Here is a 17,178-nt window from a genome sequence, read left to right on the forward strand (position 1 = left end):
TTTAAAAAATAAACCTAAGCTTTGAAAATATAAAATTTTTCTGAGGTGAGTAGAGCATTGAGAGGTTGATCCCATTTTTGTCTAGGCAATGTTTGATCAATATATTGGAATGTGTGAGCGAGACCTAAACGAAAAGGTCGGTGTGATGCAGTTGCTAAAGTGCGGTCATAGAAACCACCTCCCATGCCGATTCGAGTGCCTCGATGATCACAAGCAAGCAAGGGCATGATGAGTAAATCTAATGTTGACACATGATTGCCTCGGCTTGCCATAGGTTCTTTCATGCCCAATGGGTGATGCGAAAAACGTTTGTTGATGTATTGGTTTGAATTGATTTTTACCCACACAAGGTTTTGATTCATCGTGCAGATCATGGGTAAGTAAACTTGTTTTTTATGTTGAAAACAGAGCTGGATTAATTTCTTTGTATGGATTTCACCGAAAGCATGAAGATATAACCCAACTTTCTTCGCTGATTTGAATTGAGATGACGATCTTAATCGGTTTAAAACCTGTTGCTCATTTTGTTTATGCTCAAAGCGATTTACTTTTTTTCTTTTTAGGTGAATCTCTTTTCTGAGTACGTTCAAATTACTGTTCATTGTGTGTAAAGGGTGAGAGAGTTTTGAGAATGATACTTGATTTACGCTGTGCATACTTAAATATCTGATTGAGTAAATTCGGGCTGAACTGTAGATGGCTCAATTTAAACAATAGAAATAGATAAGAAAAATTGATGTATATCCGAAATTCTTCATGATGCTAGGGCGGATCAAAAAGCCTTTATTTGAGAGATCGTACACAATGCGCTAATAGATATTTGATGTTAAGGCTGCTTCCTTTAAAAAAAAGTGCAAAAAGTGTCATTTTTTGGTTTTATATGACAAAAATATAACAACTTGTATGAAAAGTGTTCTATAATCCTGCTATGAAAGTAACAAGTGCGGTGTTACTTCAGTTATTTGAATAACTAAAAGGAATATTTTTAACTGTATGAATGAAGTGGTCATTTTCATTCATCCGCGATGATATTCACTTATCGACTTTATAAAAATATTTATGAAACCTAAGAATATGATTTTTTTAGAGGCAAAACTATGTTTGATTCAAAAAACGTAATTGTGTTAGATCAAATGCTTATCTTAACCAAAGAAGGTAAAAATGATTTGGTTTATCAAAATGATACATTATTGAAAGTCATGTTGGTGTCCAATCAACACCTTATAGTCGTTGATGATTATCAAACCAGTTTTCTATTAAAGCAGAAAGATGAAAACGTCATTTGGTCGTTTATTTAATGAAGATAGCTTAGGCATCTAGGTGGTGATCTACAGATGTTTATGATGTTGAGTTGTTATTCATTTAGTTTAATGTTTAAGCTCCATTAATATCGGACAGCAATTGTTTTCTGTTGTTTTACAGTCTTCTAACCATGTCGAAAGTCGTTGTTTCAAACCGACTAATTCTTGAATACGCTCATCAATTTTGTTTAAACGCTGTTCAATCACATGTTGTACTTGAATACGATCTTCTAAGTTTAGTGTGAGCAACTCTTTAATTTCATTCAGTTGTAAACCTGCATCTTTGGCTTTTTGAATAAAACTCAAGGTTTCCAAATCCTGTTGATTATAATAACGATAACTTTGCGTACTTTCAGGGATGCGCATTAAACCAATACGTTGATAATAACGAATCGTTTCAACATTCATATTACATGATTTTGCTAGTTTTCCGATGGTAAGATTCATTTTTTGATGCCTACATTTGAAGAGTAAAAAGCACTTGACTCTGTACCTAGGTACAGACTTTATCCTAGACCCATCAAGAAAGAAAAGATAGGTGTCGTGATGGCTCATCAACAACCTTCATCATGCTGTTCTAAAAAAGAAACAGCGTTTGTTTATGAATATATTGATCCTGTTTGTGGTATGCAGATCACTGAAACTTCTCAGTATTACTTTGATTATCTAAGTATTCGATATTTGTTCTGTTCAGCAGGTTGCCAGCAAAAATTTAGTTTACAACCTGAAAACTTCTTAAAACGAGAGAACGTGCCACAAACAGCATCGTCTTGCTGTGCTAAAGAGAAAGAAAAAAAACAATCTTCATGTGGTGAGGGTGAATCAGAGCAGAAGATTGAGCCAGTCAAAGCATCATCTGGTTGTGCGCCGAAACCAATGGAGCAAAAGCTAAGTTCATGTTGTGATTCTAAACAAGACGTACCGCCTGTCAAAGAAGAAACTAAGCAATCATCTTGTTGTGGTGGTGGGCAGCAACACAGGCATGCGAACGAAGATGCGCAAACCGAGATTGACCCCGTGTGTGGTATGTCAGTCAAAACCACGACAGATTTAAAAACAGATTATGAAGGTAAAACTTATTATTTCTGTAATCCTTCTTGCTTAGACAAATTCAGCAATGATCCTGAATTTTACTTGATTCCTGCTGATCAACGTCCTGTACCAGAAGGTGCGATGGACATGGATTATACCTGTCCAATGGATCCTGAAATCGTGCAAAAAGGACCAGGGACTTGCCCTATTTGTGGTATGGCACTTGAACCGATGCAGCCGACGTTAGATGACAGTCCAAATCCTGAACTGGTGGATTTTAGTCGGCGTTTTTGGACAACGCTGCCTTTGAGTTTGTTGGTAATGATTTTGGCAATGGGTTCACATATTCATGCTTTTATTTCACCGCATATTCAGCCGTGGATTGAATTGGTTTTAACTTTACCTGTAGTGCTATGGGCAGGTTATCCCATTTTACAACGCTGTTGGGTGTCCTATAAAACTGGACATCTGAATATGTGGAGTTTGATTGGCGTTGGGGTATTTGCTGCATTTATCTACAGTGTGGTTGCCACGATTTTTCCATCGTTGATTCCAGTTGAAGCAAAAACAGGACATGGTGTTGCTGTGTATTTTGAAGCGGCTTGCATGATTGTTTCATTGAGCTTGCTTGGTCAAATTCTAGAATTAAAAGCACGTTCACAAACAGCAAATTCATTAAAAGCTTTACTACGTTTACAACCTGCTAAAGCAAAACTCGTTCAGCATGATCAAGTTGTTGAAGTTGATATTTCGATGGTCAAACAAGGTGATATTTTGCAAATATCATCGGGTGAGCAAATTCCACTTGATGGTGTCGTGGTTGATGGCAAGACCTATGTCGATGAATCTATGATGACAGGTGAGCCTGTTGCTGTGAAAAAGGAAAAAGATGATCTAGTCATTGGTGGGACGATTAATCAACAAGGTTCTATTCGAATCCAAACCACTGCGGTCGGGGCGAATACCACATTAGCCAAAATGATTCAGACCGTTGCCGATGCTCAACGCTCCAAAGCACCATTGCAACGAATTGCAGATGTTGTTGCAAAATATTTTGTGATCGCCGTACTCAGTATCAGTGTTTTGACTTTTATTGCATGGATGGTATTTGGGAAAGCACAATTTGATTTAGCTTTAATGTGTGCTGTTGCAGTTTTGATTATTGCCTGCCCATGTGCTTTAGGTTTGGCAACGCCAATGTCCGTGATGGCAACCACAGGTCGAGCCGCTCAAAAAGGCGTGTTATTTAAAGATGCCGAGGCGATTGAAGCTTTAAGTAAGGTCAATACTTTGATTATTGATAAAACAGGAACATTAACTGAAGGTAAACCAAGCTTAAAAGAGATTCAGCTTTTATCTAAAACCTATGACCAAGCACAAATTGAGCTATGGATTGCATCGATTGAACAGTATTCAACTCATCCAATTGCCCAGACCTTAACTCAACTAGTTGATGCAAATCAATTGCTCAATGTTTCTGATTTTGAAGATGTCGCGGGCTTTGGTGTGAAGGGAAATATTGATCACCAGACCTTGTATATTGGCAGTCAGAAGCTTATTGAACAGTTAGCTTTAACCTTAGATGCTGATTTAATCCACGAGTTGGATCAAAAACGTGCACAAGGCGATGTGTTTAGTTTTCTTATGTCAGAACAAGAAGTCATTGCTTATATTTCGATTCATGATGCAATCAAACAAAATGCCAAAGCGGTGATCGATCAACTACATGCTGATGGAATTGAAGTGATTATGGCAACGGGTGATCATCAGAAAAATGCAGACATGGTTGCAGGTCTTTTGGGTATTCAAACCGTTTATGGCAATCTTGACCCTAAACAAAAGCTTGAAATTGTGAAACAGGCGCAAGCTCAAGGAAAAATTGTGGCAATGGCGGGAGATGGGATCAATGATGCACCAGCGCTTGCACAGGCAAATGTCGGTATTGCGATGGGAACAGGAACAGATATTGCCAAGCAAACAGCACAAGTGACTTTAGTTAAAGGGGATATTCAAGGTGTTGCCCAAGCGGTACACATGGCAAAATTAGGTGTGAAGAACATGAAGCAAAATTTAGCTTTTTCCTTTGTTTATAATGGATTAGGTGTGCCTATTGCAGCAGGGTTATTTTATCCATTCACAGGTTTATTGCTTACGCCAATGTTTGCCGCAGTGGCAATGTCACTAAGTTCACTCTCTGTTGTGGTGAATGCTTTACGTTTGAATAAATCATAATTCACTGTGTAAGAATAAAGCCCCTATTCTCATAAATTGAGAGTAGGGGCTTTATTTTGACCCAATTGACATCATCAAAATGAATGCAGTCAATTCTATTTCTTGGTTTTATCCTTAACTTGAATCAAAACTATTGGGAAATAGCTAAGGATGGATCGAAATATGCAAAACAATAAACTCACTCGGATTGTAAAATCATTATTTACTTCAAGTGTTATCGCATCGTCACTATTACTGGCGAATGCTAGTCATGCCGCAGCTGACGGGAAGTTGGATTTAACACTTTCTGCTCATTCACAAAATAAGATTAAACAATTACTCAATGACCCAAAAACGTGGCAGCAGATTCCGAAACAAGTCACCTTGTGTGTCTTTTCTCCAAATGGTGAACACAGTGAAGCATTTGAGCAGGCAACCAGTTACATCACTGAAATTCCGCGTATGGTACGTGTCGCCAAGCAATTTGGCGTCAATATGAATGTGACACGTCCTTCGCATCTACAATTTAAACTGGATTTCGATTACCCAAAATTGAAAAAAGAAGCATCCACCTTAGTTAATCTAAAAGTCTATACCAATGAAGCGGTACTGACAGAGGATTTCCGTAGTAAGCGTTGTGATGGCGCAGGGATTAGTAATTTACGTGCAAAACAATTTAATAAATTTGTGGGGAGTATTGATGCGATTGGCGCATTACAAACCTATAAGCAATTGAGTTCGGTGATTCAGGTTTTGGCAAATCCAAAATTTGATGAAAAAATGGTAAATAAAGATTATGAAGTCGTTGGTATTGTGCCACTTGGTGCAGCATATATTATGGTCACAGATCGTAATATTAATACTTTAGCAAAAGCAGCAGGTAAGAAAGTTGCTGTTTTCCAATTTGATGAAACTCAAAAGAAATTAGTACAGAGTGTAGGTGCTCAACCTATTTCAGTGGATTTAGTCACTGTTGGAGGTAAGTTTAATAATAAAGAAGTCGATATTATGGCGGGGCCAGCTATTCTATTTGAGCCACTTGAATTACAAAAAGGTATGACTGATAAATCAGGTAAGGCTGTTGGGGGAATTATCAAGTTTCCTGTGATTCAAGTGACAGGAACTTTGATTATGCATCGTAATAAATTCCCCGCAGGAATGGGGTCGATTGCACGAGAAGTCATTTCTAAACAGTTAAATCCTGCATTTGAATTTGTCGATAAGATTGAAGCGAAAGTTCCAGATAAATTTTGGTTGAACTTACATGAAAGTGATAAACCTGGTTATGTCAGATTGATGCGTGAAGCACGTATTCAAATGACTAAAGAAGGATTTTATGACAAAGATATGATGAAGTTACTCAAACAAGTCCGTTGTTCACAAGATCCAAGTAATTATGAATGTGCTTTGAAGGATGAGTGAGATAGTTTTAACACTTTAGATTAGAGCTCTTGTAAAAGTGTGGTTTTTAATGACTTTAATAACTGCTTAAAAATTATAGATTAAAGTTATTTATTTTTGGCTTTTACAAAGGCTCTATTAATATTACTTTTTAATATAGATGGGAATTTTCTGATTATTTTTAATCTAAGACTCGCTACTTATTTATTTATCAACTAAAATGAATTTAAACTTTATTACTTTTTAATTATTGATAAAAAATGACAGAATCAAAACCTTTAATTGCAATCGATCTTGGAACAAGTAACTCTCTTGTTGGTATTTTTGAAAAGGGTCAATCTAGGCTGATCGAAAATCCATATGGATGTAAGTTAACACCTTCTGCAATTGCAATGGATGAGCAAGGGCAAATATTAATTGGGCAAGCTGCTTTAGAATTAAGAAGTGGCGGAAATGAAGTTCTCACCAGTTTTAAACGGTTGATGGGAACATCAAAGAGGTTGAAGCTCGGTCAACAGACTTTTTCGGCAGTTGAATTGTCATCACTTCTTCTTAAATCTTTAAAACAAGATGTTGAACATGAGTTGAAATGTGAGGTTGAGGAAGCGGTCATTACCGTTCCTGCATATTTTAATGATATTCAACGTCAAGCAACTATTTCTGCAGCAGAACTTGCTGGTTTAAAGGTTAGTCGTTTGATTAATGAGCCGACAGCCGCAGCTTTAGCTTATGGTTTGGGACAAACGGAAGATAGTTGCTTTCTGATTTTTGATTTAGGTGGCGGCACGTTTGACGTTTCAATTGTAGAGCTATTTGATGGCATTATTGAAGTTCGGGCGAGTGCTGGCGACAACTATTTAGGTGGTGATGATTTCGTACAACTTTTGATGAAGCAATTTTGGAAAAAAAATGCTTCAGTCTTTAGTTATATTGAAAATACAATCCCATTAGATATTGAAATTGCATTAAAAGCAAAAGCACAACATTGTTTACATGTATTAAGTAAAGAGTCTCAAACAACATTAAATTTCAAATGGAAAGATAAAGAAGCAACGCTTGATGTGAGCCAAGAAGAGTTTGCGAGTTGGTCTGAACCATTGCTTCTTCGCCTACGCCGTCCATTAGAACGTGCTTTAAGAGATGCACGCATATTACCGCAGCAAGTAGATCAAATCATTATGGTCGGTGGGGCAACTCGGATTCCTGCAGTTCGTAAAATGGTGACCAAGCTCTTTGGTCGTTTCCCATCAACCAGTGTACAACCAGATGAGGCGATTGTTCGTGGAGCATGTGTACAAGCTGGACTAAAATCAAAAGATTTATCCTTGAAAGAAGTGGTATTAACAGATGTCTGCCCATTTAGTTTGGGAATAGCAGTTGGTCTTGATGAGCAATTTTCACCAATTTTGGAACGAAATACGGTCATCCCGGCAAGTAAAGTGAATACCTATACTGCAATGAATAAAGGGCAAAGAGAAATTAATGTCAGGATTTATCAAGGTGAACATCGTTTATGTAAAGAAAATATTTTCTTAGGTGAATTGAATATTCCTTTACCATCAAATGATGATCATTTATCGATTGAAGTTCGTTTTTCTTATAATCCGAATGGGATTTTAGATGTTGATGTAGAGGTACCTATAACTGGTGAGAAGCTACAAAAAGTTGTGATCAATCATCAAAGTGTGATGAGTCCTGAACAAGTTGAGCAAGCTCGTAAACAACTACAAAAACTCAAAATTCATCCTCGTGATAATTTAATGAATAAAAGCTTATTGCTACGAGCAGAACGATTGTTTAGTGAGCGTACAGGTGATATTCGTTTACAGATTGGTGAGCGAACACAGCAGTTTAACCATATTTTAAATCTACAAGATGAAAGACAAATTCGAGAAGTACGTCAATACTTTGAAGCATTTTTAAATGAAATTGAAGATTTAAGTTTATTTGAAGAGTATTGATAAGCCTACCCATATCATAAATTTTGATGATTTATGATATGGGTAACTTATATATTAAGCGGTAATAATTTTTTTGGCTTTTAAACTACAGTATAAGAAGTAAGCAATAACAATAGGTCCAATGATTGAATAAAGAGTTAAAAAGAATAAACCGATATAGGTTGTATATTTAATAAAAGAAGATATGGTTTTAGTGCTAATTCCTGTAATTATTGTACTTGCTAATATGATGCAGCTCGCATACATGAAAGATTTAAAGTTTTCAGAAACTAAGAAGAAACTAAAACCAAATACCCAACTTAATCTAAATAGAATAACAAAAATACTTTTATAAAAAACTTTTTTCTCTGTTAGCTCGGGATGGTTTTTATTATAACCAAATATATAAAATAAAGGTCTGAATGATTCTGGTAGTAATAGTAAGCTGACTGGTATTAAGCTATATGCAACCAACCATGGATAATTCGGTTCACCAATCAGATAGAAGAGGGTCATGAGCAAGATAGATATTGCAGTGAGCCCAATGTTAATTACCCATATATCGAAAGTAATAAAAACACTCTGTAATAGCTTATTTATACCTGTTTCAGTATTAAGTTGTATGCTGCCCAATAATATAATTGAACATACTAGCCATCCATATGTTAATACTTGATGTAAGATTTCAGGAAGTAATGGTGCAAAGCCACAGAAAATAAATCCCGATAGAAGCCAATTTTTACTATAGGAGATTAATTTTTCTTCATGATTCTCACGACCTAAAATCTTGGTTTGAAAAATTGGTTGTAAGATGAAAATAAAAGTAAGACAAAATAAAAATGTTGTTACGAATCCTGTTTCTCTATAAGGTGTTGAGTTAAATAGTTTTTCTGAAAAATAGAATGTTCCAATAATAAAGATCAAGCTAATGAGTGCTAATTTCTTAAAGTTATCTAGACTCTTTAGAAAAATATAATTTTGATTTTGTGCTGAATTCTGAATTTGAAATTCATTGATGACCATATCGATCGTTGGTTTCGAATAAGCTTTTCTAAACTTCCTTCTTAGTTTGAGCATCTTAAAAGGCTTAAATTCCTTTTCGCCTGATAACTCTTGCAATTGAACATATTGATCTTGAGGGAGTTTTTTTAATAACTGTCGTTTTGATAAATAATTAGTTAATTTCTCTTGCAACAAGTTTGAATAATAAGATTGATCATATTGATTAGCATCATCAGGATAAGTCTCATGCCATAATTCAAGGAACCTGAAGTATTCAGGTTGTAAATCACTTGAATCAATTTCTGCAAGTGGTGCAATAAGTTGATCTTTAATCTGAATTTGTTGACTAAGAGGGATGTCAAATTTCTGATTCAGTAGGTATTTAAATTTATCAAAGGTAATATCATCAATATCTTTATTCCATAATGCTTCTGTTACCTCATTTAGATAAGTTGGGATAAGTGATGCAGTATTCTCTGCTAAGACTTCTTCTGCATGATCAGGTATTAATTCAGCTTGATCAGTTCCATCGTTATATGTTTGATTGATTATAGATGGTGTTATATTTTCTTGAGTTTCTTCATCTTTGAAAATAGTAAGAAAGTCATCTAAATCATATTTTTTTAATAGGTCTTTTATTTTATCGGTATAACTATTTTTTAGATCACTGTTTTCACATGTTTGTAGGAGCAGGTAAAATTGAGTTAGCTCATCTCTAATGTTGAAATTAATATCATAAATAGAAATATGCTGTTCAATTTTTAAAAATGAATCATTAAGTTGATCTTCAATAGAGAGTGTTTGGTGATGTTGCGCTACATAAACATCACTAGTTTCATTTTCAAAGAAGTAGTCATCTGAGTCATCATACTCATATGCTATATGTTCGGCTTCATATTGTGCTTGTTCAAATGCTGCTCGTAATGCAATAAAATCATCAGGTTGTTGATCTTGATCAATCAGTTTAAGTTGCTTTGCATAAGCTTTTTTAATTTCTCTTTGGTTATCTGTTGGTTCTAGTCCCAAACGCTGCCAAGCTGTCATTCATTTTACTCAGAATATTTTTAATAAATTAAAAGTGAACTTAATCAAATTTTATTTGATAGATTGATTCATATTTTAGTTATCTTTCATGATTTTACAATTAGCTGATAATATTTTTAGCTTAAAAATCTGCCGATTCCATCGCTGTATTCTATACCTTTAAGGAAAATAAAAGGTCAATTAAATTATTGATTTATGTTTTTGGTTGATCGTCATCGAAATGGTGCTATTGATAAATTTAGCATTCTATCAATCTAGTGATAAGTCATATCCAAAGAATTGATCATTGGACTAATAGAAATGATTTGTTTTATAGAAATAAATAACTATAGGGTAAATCATGAATATAATTTTTCAACTCAAAAATAAATTAATCAAACAAGGTATTCAGCTAAATAAACCAGCAACATGGCAGGAAATTTTGGCTTTTGAATATAAATATCAAGTCAAATCAAATTATCGCCAATTTTGAGAGCTTACTTCTTGGAATTTAATGGTATAGCTGATCGAGAGATGGATGATAATTATTTTACATTTTTGTCACTGGCTGAATTTCAATTAATTGAAAGCATTTCAAGCTACTACGATAAAGATAAGTATTTATATCCGAATTGTTTTGTAATTTCAGATTATCTAGTGTGGTGCTGGGGATATGCAGTACAACTCGATTAGATTGGTTTAGATGGTGCTGTATATCAAGTGGCAGGATTACTTAAAAGAAAGGTTGCAGATTCATTGACAACATTTGCAGCAATATTTAATTGATAGTGATGAATTATTATAAAAATATACAAAACAATAGCATGGTGAAATACAAGAGGGAGCTACAGAAAATAAATACTCCAGAGGTGCCGCTGCATGGTCGTTACCCTGAACCCGATGAGTTCAAGGTGGAGGTGACGTATACTTACTGGGTTTCCTACTCGAGGTAGGCATACACTCAAAATACACAGAACACATCCATAAATTTAAGTATCGGCAGGGGAATAGACGTACTGGCGAACACCCTAGAGCTAGGTTTAGTATAACTGATCTTTACACGATGACAATCCTTGCAAGCCACATATCTGTAAAGATACTTACTAGTTGATGAGGCTTTGTGCAATTTTACTCAACAGTTTGTTCTATCTCTTCCAAAATGCTTTGTAGTAAATGCTCACAGTGTGCATATTCCTGTAAAGATTTATTTAAACCAAAGACTTCTTGCGCCATTTGTAGTGCAACCATAATCACAAGTTTATTGTGCTCAACTCGTGGTGCATTTCGGCGCATATCATGAAATTTTTGATTGAGTAGCTCAGCCGCTCGCTCCAATTCTTCACGTTTATCTTCAGTTGTATTGAGGCGGAAAGTCTGTTCGATTAAGCGAAGCTCAACAACAATAGGTTCACTCATCTTCAGATCTCCTCTTGGGTTTCAGCATTCGGATGCGCGAGTTGCTGAATTTCTTGTGCGTGTTGATCTTGTGCTGTGCCTAAAATTGCAAGCCGTTGAATAATGGCTTCAACTTTAGATTTTGCCAGTTCATTCTTCTGCAACAGGCGATCACGGTCTTGCTGTAAATCTTGAATTTCTTGCTGACCATGACGTTGTTGTGCTTGTAACTTTTCTTTGGTCAGCCGTAGATCATTTCGTTCAGCCAAAATCTCTTGAAAGCGATTTTTCAAATCAGTCGTGCTTTTCTCTAAACGGCTATAACGTTCCGCTAAAGTTGTTGCATCTTGATTCAGTTGTTTAAATTGACCTTGTAACTGAGACAATTGTTCAGTTAAGTTATCAACTTCTTCCTGCTTTTGCGTGATGATGCTATTTTTCTGCACAACTTGTGCATGATGATCAGTTTCAGCTAATTGTTTAGCTTCAGTGAGCGAAGTATTCTCTCGCTCTAAATGATGTAAGCGTGTTTTTAAAACACCAATATGCGCTTGTAGACGCTGTAATTGTTCTAACATAACGAAGGTCGCACAGAGTTGCAATCAAAGGTAATATATACAGCAGTATAGAGATTGGATAAACGAATGCAAGACGATATTTCAGGTTGGACGGAATGGAATGCTCATTTTGATGAGATTGATGAAATTTCAAGTCCAAGTGAGTTACACGGTTTACTAACAGGTATAGTTTGTGTGACACAGGCACCCACTACCGATGAATGGTCACAAATTTTAAATACTTTGAATGTGCCTGCTTTAAAAGCAGAAGCACTAGAGAGTTTGACAGATGAAGCTGAAGATGTTGCACATGCATTATCTGATGATGAATTAGATTACCTACCGATGTTACCAGATGATAATCATTTGCTCGCAGATCGCGTACAAGCCTTAGCAGATTGGTGTGCGGGGGTGGTTCTCGGTTTTGGTCTAGCTTCAGGACATATTCGTGTAGAAGAACAAGAGTTGATTGAACATTTACAAGATGTTGCGGCTGTTGAATTTGAAGATTCGGATAATGATGAAGAGGGCGAAGAAAGCTATCAGGAGCTTTACGAGTTTGTACGTTTGATTCCTGTGAGCTTGTCGATTGGTCGCAGCAAGATTCCTGTAGCTGAAAGTTCTTTATTACAAAACTTTCATGCCAAAAGCAGAAATCAAGATACAGCAGTTGATCCACAAAATGTTGTAGAAATGTTTACTCCACATCGTCCGAGTTAAGGCGATTTTAAATCTCCCTAAATCCCTCTTTATAAAAGAGGGACTTTCTAGCTGTAGGATAATATGAAATTAACTCAAGCCGATTTTAAACAACGCCGTGATCTTCTTGCTAAACAAATAGGCAGCAATAGTATTGCCATTATTGCGACTCGAGCAGAAATGTATCGTAATCGTGATGCTGACTATAAATATCGTGCAGACAGTAGTTTTTATTATCTCACTGGATTTGCAGAACCAGAAGCCGTTGCGATCATTGAAACTTTTGAAGAAGGTGAAGAATATAGCTATAGCCTATTCTGCCGTGAACGTAATCGCGAAATGGAAATCTGGAATGGCTATCGTGCAGGCGTTGATGGTGCGATTGAAATTTATGATGCCGATGAAGCGTATGCAATTGATTTACTCGATGACGAAATTATCGACAAACTATTAAATAAACAGCGCCTTTACTATCGTATTGGTCAGAATGCTGAATTTGATGCGCGTGTGAGTCAATGGATTCAAAAGGCAGATGCACAACAGCGTCGTGGCGGTGCTGCGCCTGCTGAGCTGATTCAGCTTGATCGCATTGTTGATGAAATGCGTTTGAAAAAATCAGCACAAGAAATTGAGTTGATGCAGATCGCATCAAATATTAGTGCTGAAGCACATACTCGTGCCATGCAAACCGTTAAACCGAATATGATGGAGTATGCACTTGAAGCAGAACTCAATTATATCTTTGGTAAAAATGGTTGTGTGCCTGCTTACAATAGCATTGTAGGTGGTGGTGAAAATGCTTGTATTTTGCACTATGTTGAAAATAATAAGCCATTAAAAGATGGTGATTTAGTCTTGATTGATGCAGCGTGTGAATACGAGTTCTATGCATCGGATATCACCCGTACTTTCCCTGTGAATGGTAAATTCAGCCCTGAACAGAAATCACTCTATAATATTGTTTTAGATGCTCAACTTGCAGCGATTGATGCAACGCGTATTGGTAATCACTATAAATATCCGCATGAAGTGGCTGTGAAGATTTTAACTCAAGGTCTAGTTGATCTTGGTTTATTAAGCGGTAATGTGGATGAGTTGGTTGAAAGTGAGGCGTTCCGTCAATTCTTTATGCATGGTACAGGGCATTGGCTCGGTATGGATGTACATGATGTCGGTGCGTATAAGATTGGCGAAGACTGGCGTGCTTATGAAGCAGGTATGGTTGTCACAGTTGAACCGGGTTTATATGTTGCCTCAGATGACGAAACTGTCGATGCAAAATGGCGTGGTATCGGGATTCGTATCGAAGATGATATCGTTGTGACCGAAAATGGACCATTGGTCTTGACCAAGAATGTAGTCAAAACCATTGATGATATTGAAAGTTTGATGGTTAAAACAAAAGTATAAAGATGTGATATGGGCTAATGAATCTAGCCCAATTTTTCTATAAAAGAGAATAATAATGAATAAATATGCACCGCAATACACCTTTAAAGAAGGAATAAGGTTACGGTTGTTGTATGTATTATATTCGATACCAGTGATTTTATTTTTATGGGGTGTTTGTGGAGAAACAAAAATATCATATTGGTTGAGGTGTTCTCCTTATGGGCGGCATGTATTTTTCTATGGCGAATTTGTTGGAATGTATATTTTGTTTGGGTGTGTTTCCTTATTTTTTTGGATACGAAATGACTATCCTGTGATTAAATTAAAACAATACCCATTACCTAATAAAAAAGTAATCAGAAAAATGAGGTATCGATATGGTTGGAGAGCTGTGATCCCTGCTCTAATTAAGTTGTTAATTTGCCTTTCTTTTTTTATTATTTCTATATGGGGGTATTTTCAGGCAACTATTATCATTAACAATAATATCAATGTAATAGAAAGTGAGAGTAATATTCCTTTAGTATGTAATTAATCCAACCATCTCTTATATCAGCTTGGGTAAGTATGGTGAAAAACACAGACCAAACAAAGTACAAATTCCAATCCTGATTTGAGTTAGAGTAAGATAGTCCCGAAACATCAAGTCATGAAAAACTGATAAGGAATAATATTATGCAGCAACAAGTCATCATTGTCGGTGGAGGTATGGTTGGACTCAGCCTTGCTCTAATGTTGGCAAAATCTAATATCGCAGTAAAGTTATTAGAAGCTGTGAAATACCCAAATTATGATGACGAAAACGTTGCCCCTTATCATTCTAGTTTTGATGCGCGTAATACTGCATTGTCACGCCGTAGCGTACAGATTTACCAAAAATTAGGTTTATGGGAAGCCTTACAACAACATGCAACACCAATTCTACAAGTGCATATCACCGAGCAAGGCAGCTTTGGAAAGGCTCGCTTAGTGGCAGAACAAGAAAAAGTCGAAAGCTTTGGGCAAGTAATTGAAAATGCTTGGTTGGGGCGTGTCTTGCTGACACAAGTTCGTCAACAGCCTTTGATTGAGTTGATTGATGGTGTGCAAGTCACCGCATTGACGCAAGATACAGGCCATGTGCAAATCGAAGCGATGCGTAATGGTGAATATATCCATGCTTTAAAATCGAAGTTGGTGATTGCTGCTGATGGTCGTGATTCATTTTGTCGCCAAGCCATTGGGGTAGGTGTCGATGAACATGATTACGACCAAGTGGCAATCGTCACCACCGTACAAACCTCGAAACCACATCAACAAGTTGGCTTTGAGCGTTTTAGTGCTTTAGGGCCATTGGCACTCTTACCTTTACCGGGTGAATACCGTCGTTCAGTGGTATGGCCTGTAAAAAAAGGTACTGAGGCAGAATGGTTAGGTGAAGAAAACGATCAGCATTTCTTGGATGCCTTACAGGAAACTTATGGTGATCGTGCAGGTAAGTTTGAAAAAACAGGCAAGCGTTTTAGCTATCCACTGGCGCAGGTCTTGGCACATAAGCAAGCCGTTGGGCGTGTGGTGTTGATGGGTAATGCCGCACATACCATCCATCCAGTTGCAGGGCAAGGTTTTAACCTATGTCTACGTGATGCAGATGTGTTGGTTCGTTTCTTGATGGAGCAATTGGCGAAGTCAGATGATATTGGCAATCCTGATAATTTATTGGCTTATGAACAAGCACGCTTAACTGATCAGCAACGGGTGATTAAATTCTGTGATTCAGTGGTACGTGGCTTTAGCAATCAAAATCCAATTCTCAAATTATTGCGGAATACAGGATTGGTTGCATTTGATGTGATTCCGGGAATTAAGCCTTTAGTTGCCAATTATGCAATGGGGCTGAAAGCATGAGTGAATTATTAGATGTTGTGATCGTAGGTGGCGGTTTAGTGGGGGGCTTAACGGCTTTGCTATTAGCGCAGGGTGGTGTGCAAGCGACAGTACTGGATGCTGCTCCAGTCCTCGATCAAGAAAAAACGTTGGCAGTGATGAATCCACGTGTATTGGCTCTTAGTCAAGCAACCATTCATTTACTTAAAACAGTGGATGTCTGGAATGATTTAGCACGTCAAATGCCTTATTCAGGTATGCAGGTCTGGAATAAAAATGGCTATGGCGAAATTAATTTTGGACATGCTTCAGAACAGCAACCTCAATCAGATCAGGCTTTGGGTTCGATGGCTGAGCCGAGTGTCTTGAATGTTGCGATTCAGCAGAAAATGTTGCAGCAGCTTAACGACTACCGTACCCAAGTGAAAGTGATACGTATCGAGCAGATTTCACAAGGCTGGTCGATTCAACTGGCTGATGGCACTGCACTAAAAACCAAGTTATTGATCGGTGCAGATGGCGCAAATTCATTTGTACGTGAGCAAGCTTATATTGATTTAGATGTACTGGATTACAAGCAAGCTGCGATCAGTTGTGCGATTAAGACCACTCAGCCAAATCAATATGTCGCTCGACAAATTTTCTTGCCTACAGGGCCATTGGCTTACTTACCAATGGCGAGTCTTGATTCGCAAGAGAATGGCTATTGGCAGTCGATTGTGTGGACTTTACCAGATGACTATGCGGATGAGTATTCAGCATTAAATGATCAAGACTTTATGCGATTACTCACACAAGAGAGTCTGCATATGTTGGGTGAGGTAGTTGAGGTGCGTTCAAGAGCGCAATTCCCATTGAAAGCTCGTGCAGCGCAGCGTTACGTTAAATCAGGCTTGGCATTAATCGGCGATGCAGCACATGTCATTCATCCTTTGGCTGGGCAAGGTGTGAATATTGGTTGCTTAGATGCCGCAGTTCTATGTGATGTATTACTACATGATTTAAAACGTGGTGTATGGGCAAATAAACAAACCTTATTACGCTATGAACACCAGCGTAAGGGACAAAATGATGCGATGATGCATAGTATGTCAGCGATTGGTTGGTTAGAAAGTGCAGAATTATTTCCGTTTGTTTGGGCACGAAACTTTGGTTTAAAACAAGTTGAACAATTGAATTGGTTTAAGGATCGTTTTATGCGACAAGCCAATGGATTAGATGCCTTAGAACATACAAGCTATGCTTGCTAAAAAAACAGTAGATATTTTTTAAACAATCATTTATAAATCAGAGTTAATTTGGTCATAAAAAGCACAATTTGATGAATATTTTGCTTTGATAAATGAGAAGAGCTTGTTA

Annotated in this window: 14 protein-coding genes, 1 other RNA gene and 1 pseudogene; 10 read left to right on the forward strand and 6 right to left on the reverse strand. The window is 36.9% G+C overall.

Annotated elements, in window-relative coordinates; genetic code table 11:
• Positions 1–14: 14 nt before the first annotated feature.
• A complete protein-coding gene (locus MMP60_RS07225) occupies positions 15–602 on the reverse strand; it encodes a 5-formyltetrahydrofolate cyclo-ligase (protein ID WP_241335641.1) in 588 nt (195 codons plus the stop codon).
• Between the two features lie 495 nt (positions 603–1,097).
• Between MMP60_RS07225 and MMP60_RS07230 the strand changes: the two genes are divergently transcribed.
• The gene (locus MMP60_RS07230) at positions 1,098–1,298 is read left to right on the forward strand and encodes a hypothetical protein (protein ID WP_241335642.1); all 201 of its coding nucleotides are present in this window, start codon (positions 1,098–1,100) and stop codon (positions 1,296–1,298) included.
• A 69-nt stretch (positions 1,299–1,367) separates the two neighbouring features.
• Here the strand turns inward: MMP60_RS07230 and MMP60_RS07235 are convergent, their stop codons facing one another.
• Positions 1,368–1,748: a MerR family transcriptional regulator gene (locus tag MMP60_RS07235; protein WP_241335643.1), complete on the reverse strand. Its 381-nt coding sequence runs from the start codon at positions 1,746–1,748 to the stop codon at positions 1,368–1,370.
• Between the two features lie 99 nt (positions 1,749–1,847).
• On the opposite strand from MMP60_RS07235, the gene MMP60_RS07240 reads away from it, so the two are divergent.
• The 3 genes from MMP60_RS07240 (at position 1,848) to MMP60_RS07250 (ending at position 7,906) form a co-directional block, all read left to right on the forward strand.
• Positions 1,848–4,565, forward strand: coding sequence for a heavy metal translocating P-type ATPase (locus MMP60_RS07240; protein WP_241335644.1), 2,718 nt, complete (start codon positions 1,848–1,850; stop codon positions 4,563–4,565).
• Positions 4,566–4,727: 162 nt separating this feature from the next.
• Positions 4,728–5,966 carry a putative solute-binding protein gene (locus tag MMP60_RS07245; protein WP_241335645.1) on the forward strand — a complete coding sequence of 413 codons (1,239 nt, stop codon included), beginning with the start codon at positions 4,728–4,730 and terminating at the stop codon, positions 5,964–5,966.
• A 239-nt stretch (positions 5,967–6,205) separates the two neighbouring features.
• A complete protein-coding gene (locus tag MMP60_RS07250; RefSeq protein WP_241335646.1) occupies positions 6,206–7,906 on the forward strand; it encodes an Hsp70 family protein in 1,701 nt (566 codons plus the stop codon).
• A gap of 54 nt (positions 7,907–7,960) precedes the next feature.
• Here the strand turns inward: MMP60_RS07250 and MMP60_RS07255 are convergent, their stop codons facing one another.
• Positions 7,961–9,931 carry a molecular chaperone gene (locus MMP60_RS07255; protein WP_241335647.1) on the reverse strand — a complete coding sequence of 657 codons (1,971 nt, stop codon included), beginning with the start codon at positions 9,929–9,931 and terminating at the stop codon, positions 7,961–7,963.
• A 340-nt stretch (positions 9,932–10,271) separates the two neighbouring features.
• Here MMP60_RS07255 and MMP60_RS07260 point away from each other — a divergent pair.
• Positions 10,272–10,715 (forward strand): annotated as a pseudogene (locus MMP60_RS07260) (SMI1/KNR4 family protein).
• A gap of 51 nt (positions 10,716–10,766) precedes the next feature.
• Here MMP60_RS07260 and ssrS read toward each other — a convergent pair.
• The 3 genes from ssrS to MMP60_RS07275 all read right to left on the reverse strand — a co-directional run bounded on the left by ssrS (position 10,767) and on the right by MMP60_RS07275 (position 11,883).
• A non-coding RNA gene (gene ssrS, locus MMP60_RS07265) (6S RNA) lies at positions 10,767–10,948 on the reverse strand.
• A gap of 90 nt (positions 10,949–11,038) precedes the next feature.
• Positions 11,039–11,326, reverse strand: coding sequence for a cell division protein ZapA (locus MMP60_RS07270; protein WP_018678673.1), 288 nt, complete (start codon positions 11,324–11,326; stop codon positions 11,039–11,041).
• Between the two features lie 2 nt (positions 11,327–11,328).
• Positions 11,329–11,883 (reverse strand): hypothetical protein, encoded by a 555-nt coding sequence (locus MMP60_RS07275; protein WP_241335648.1) that lies wholly within the window; start codon positions 11,881–11,883, stop codon positions 11,329–11,331.
• Positions 11,884–11,949: 66 nt separating this feature from the next.
• Between MMP60_RS07275 and MMP60_RS07280 the strand changes: the two genes are divergently transcribed.
• From MMP60_RS07280 to MMP60_RS07300, 5 genes are all read left to right on the forward strand, one after another.
• Positions 11,950–12,582, forward strand: a complete 633-nt coding sequence (locus MMP60_RS07280) for a UPF0149 family protein (protein WP_241335649.1) — start codon at positions 11,950–11,952, stop codon at positions 12,580–12,582.
• A gap of 63 nt (positions 12,583–12,645) precedes the next feature.
• Positions 12,646–13,971, forward strand: a complete 1,326-nt coding sequence (gene pepP / locus MMP60_RS07285) for a Xaa-Pro aminopeptidase (RefSeq protein WP_241335650.1) — start codon at positions 12,646–12,648, stop codon at positions 13,969–13,971.
• Between the two features lie 55 nt (positions 13,972–14,026).
• Complete coding sequence (locus MMP60_RS07290) at positions 14,027–14,488, forward strand: hypothetical protein (RefSeq protein WP_241335651.1); 462 nt, start codon at positions 14,027–14,029, stop codon at positions 14,486–14,488.
• A gap of 140 nt (positions 14,489–14,628) precedes the next feature.
• Positions 14,629–15,840 carry a 2-octaprenyl-6-methoxyphenyl hydroxylase gene (ubiH, locus tag MMP60_RS07295; RefSeq protein WP_241335652.1) on the forward strand — a complete coding sequence of 404 codons (1,212 nt, stop codon included), beginning with the start codon at positions 14,629–14,631 and terminating at the stop codon, positions 15,838–15,840.
• The gene (locus MMP60_RS07300; protein ID WP_241335653.1) at positions 15,837–17,069 is read left to right on the forward strand and encodes an FAD-dependent monooxygenase; all 1,233 of its coding nucleotides are present in this window, start codon (positions 15,837–15,839) and stop codon (positions 17,067–17,069) included. The genes ubiH and MMP60_RS07300 overlap by 4 nt, the downstream gene beginning before the upstream one ends.
• Positions 17,070–17,178: the final 109 nt, after the last annotated feature.

The sequence above is a fragment of the Acinetobacter sp. ANC 4805 genome (genome assembly GCF_022549495.1).
In the GTDB taxonomy this organism is placed as follows: Bacteria; Pseudomonadota; Gammaproteobacteria; order Pseudomonadales; family Moraxellaceae; genus Acinetobacter.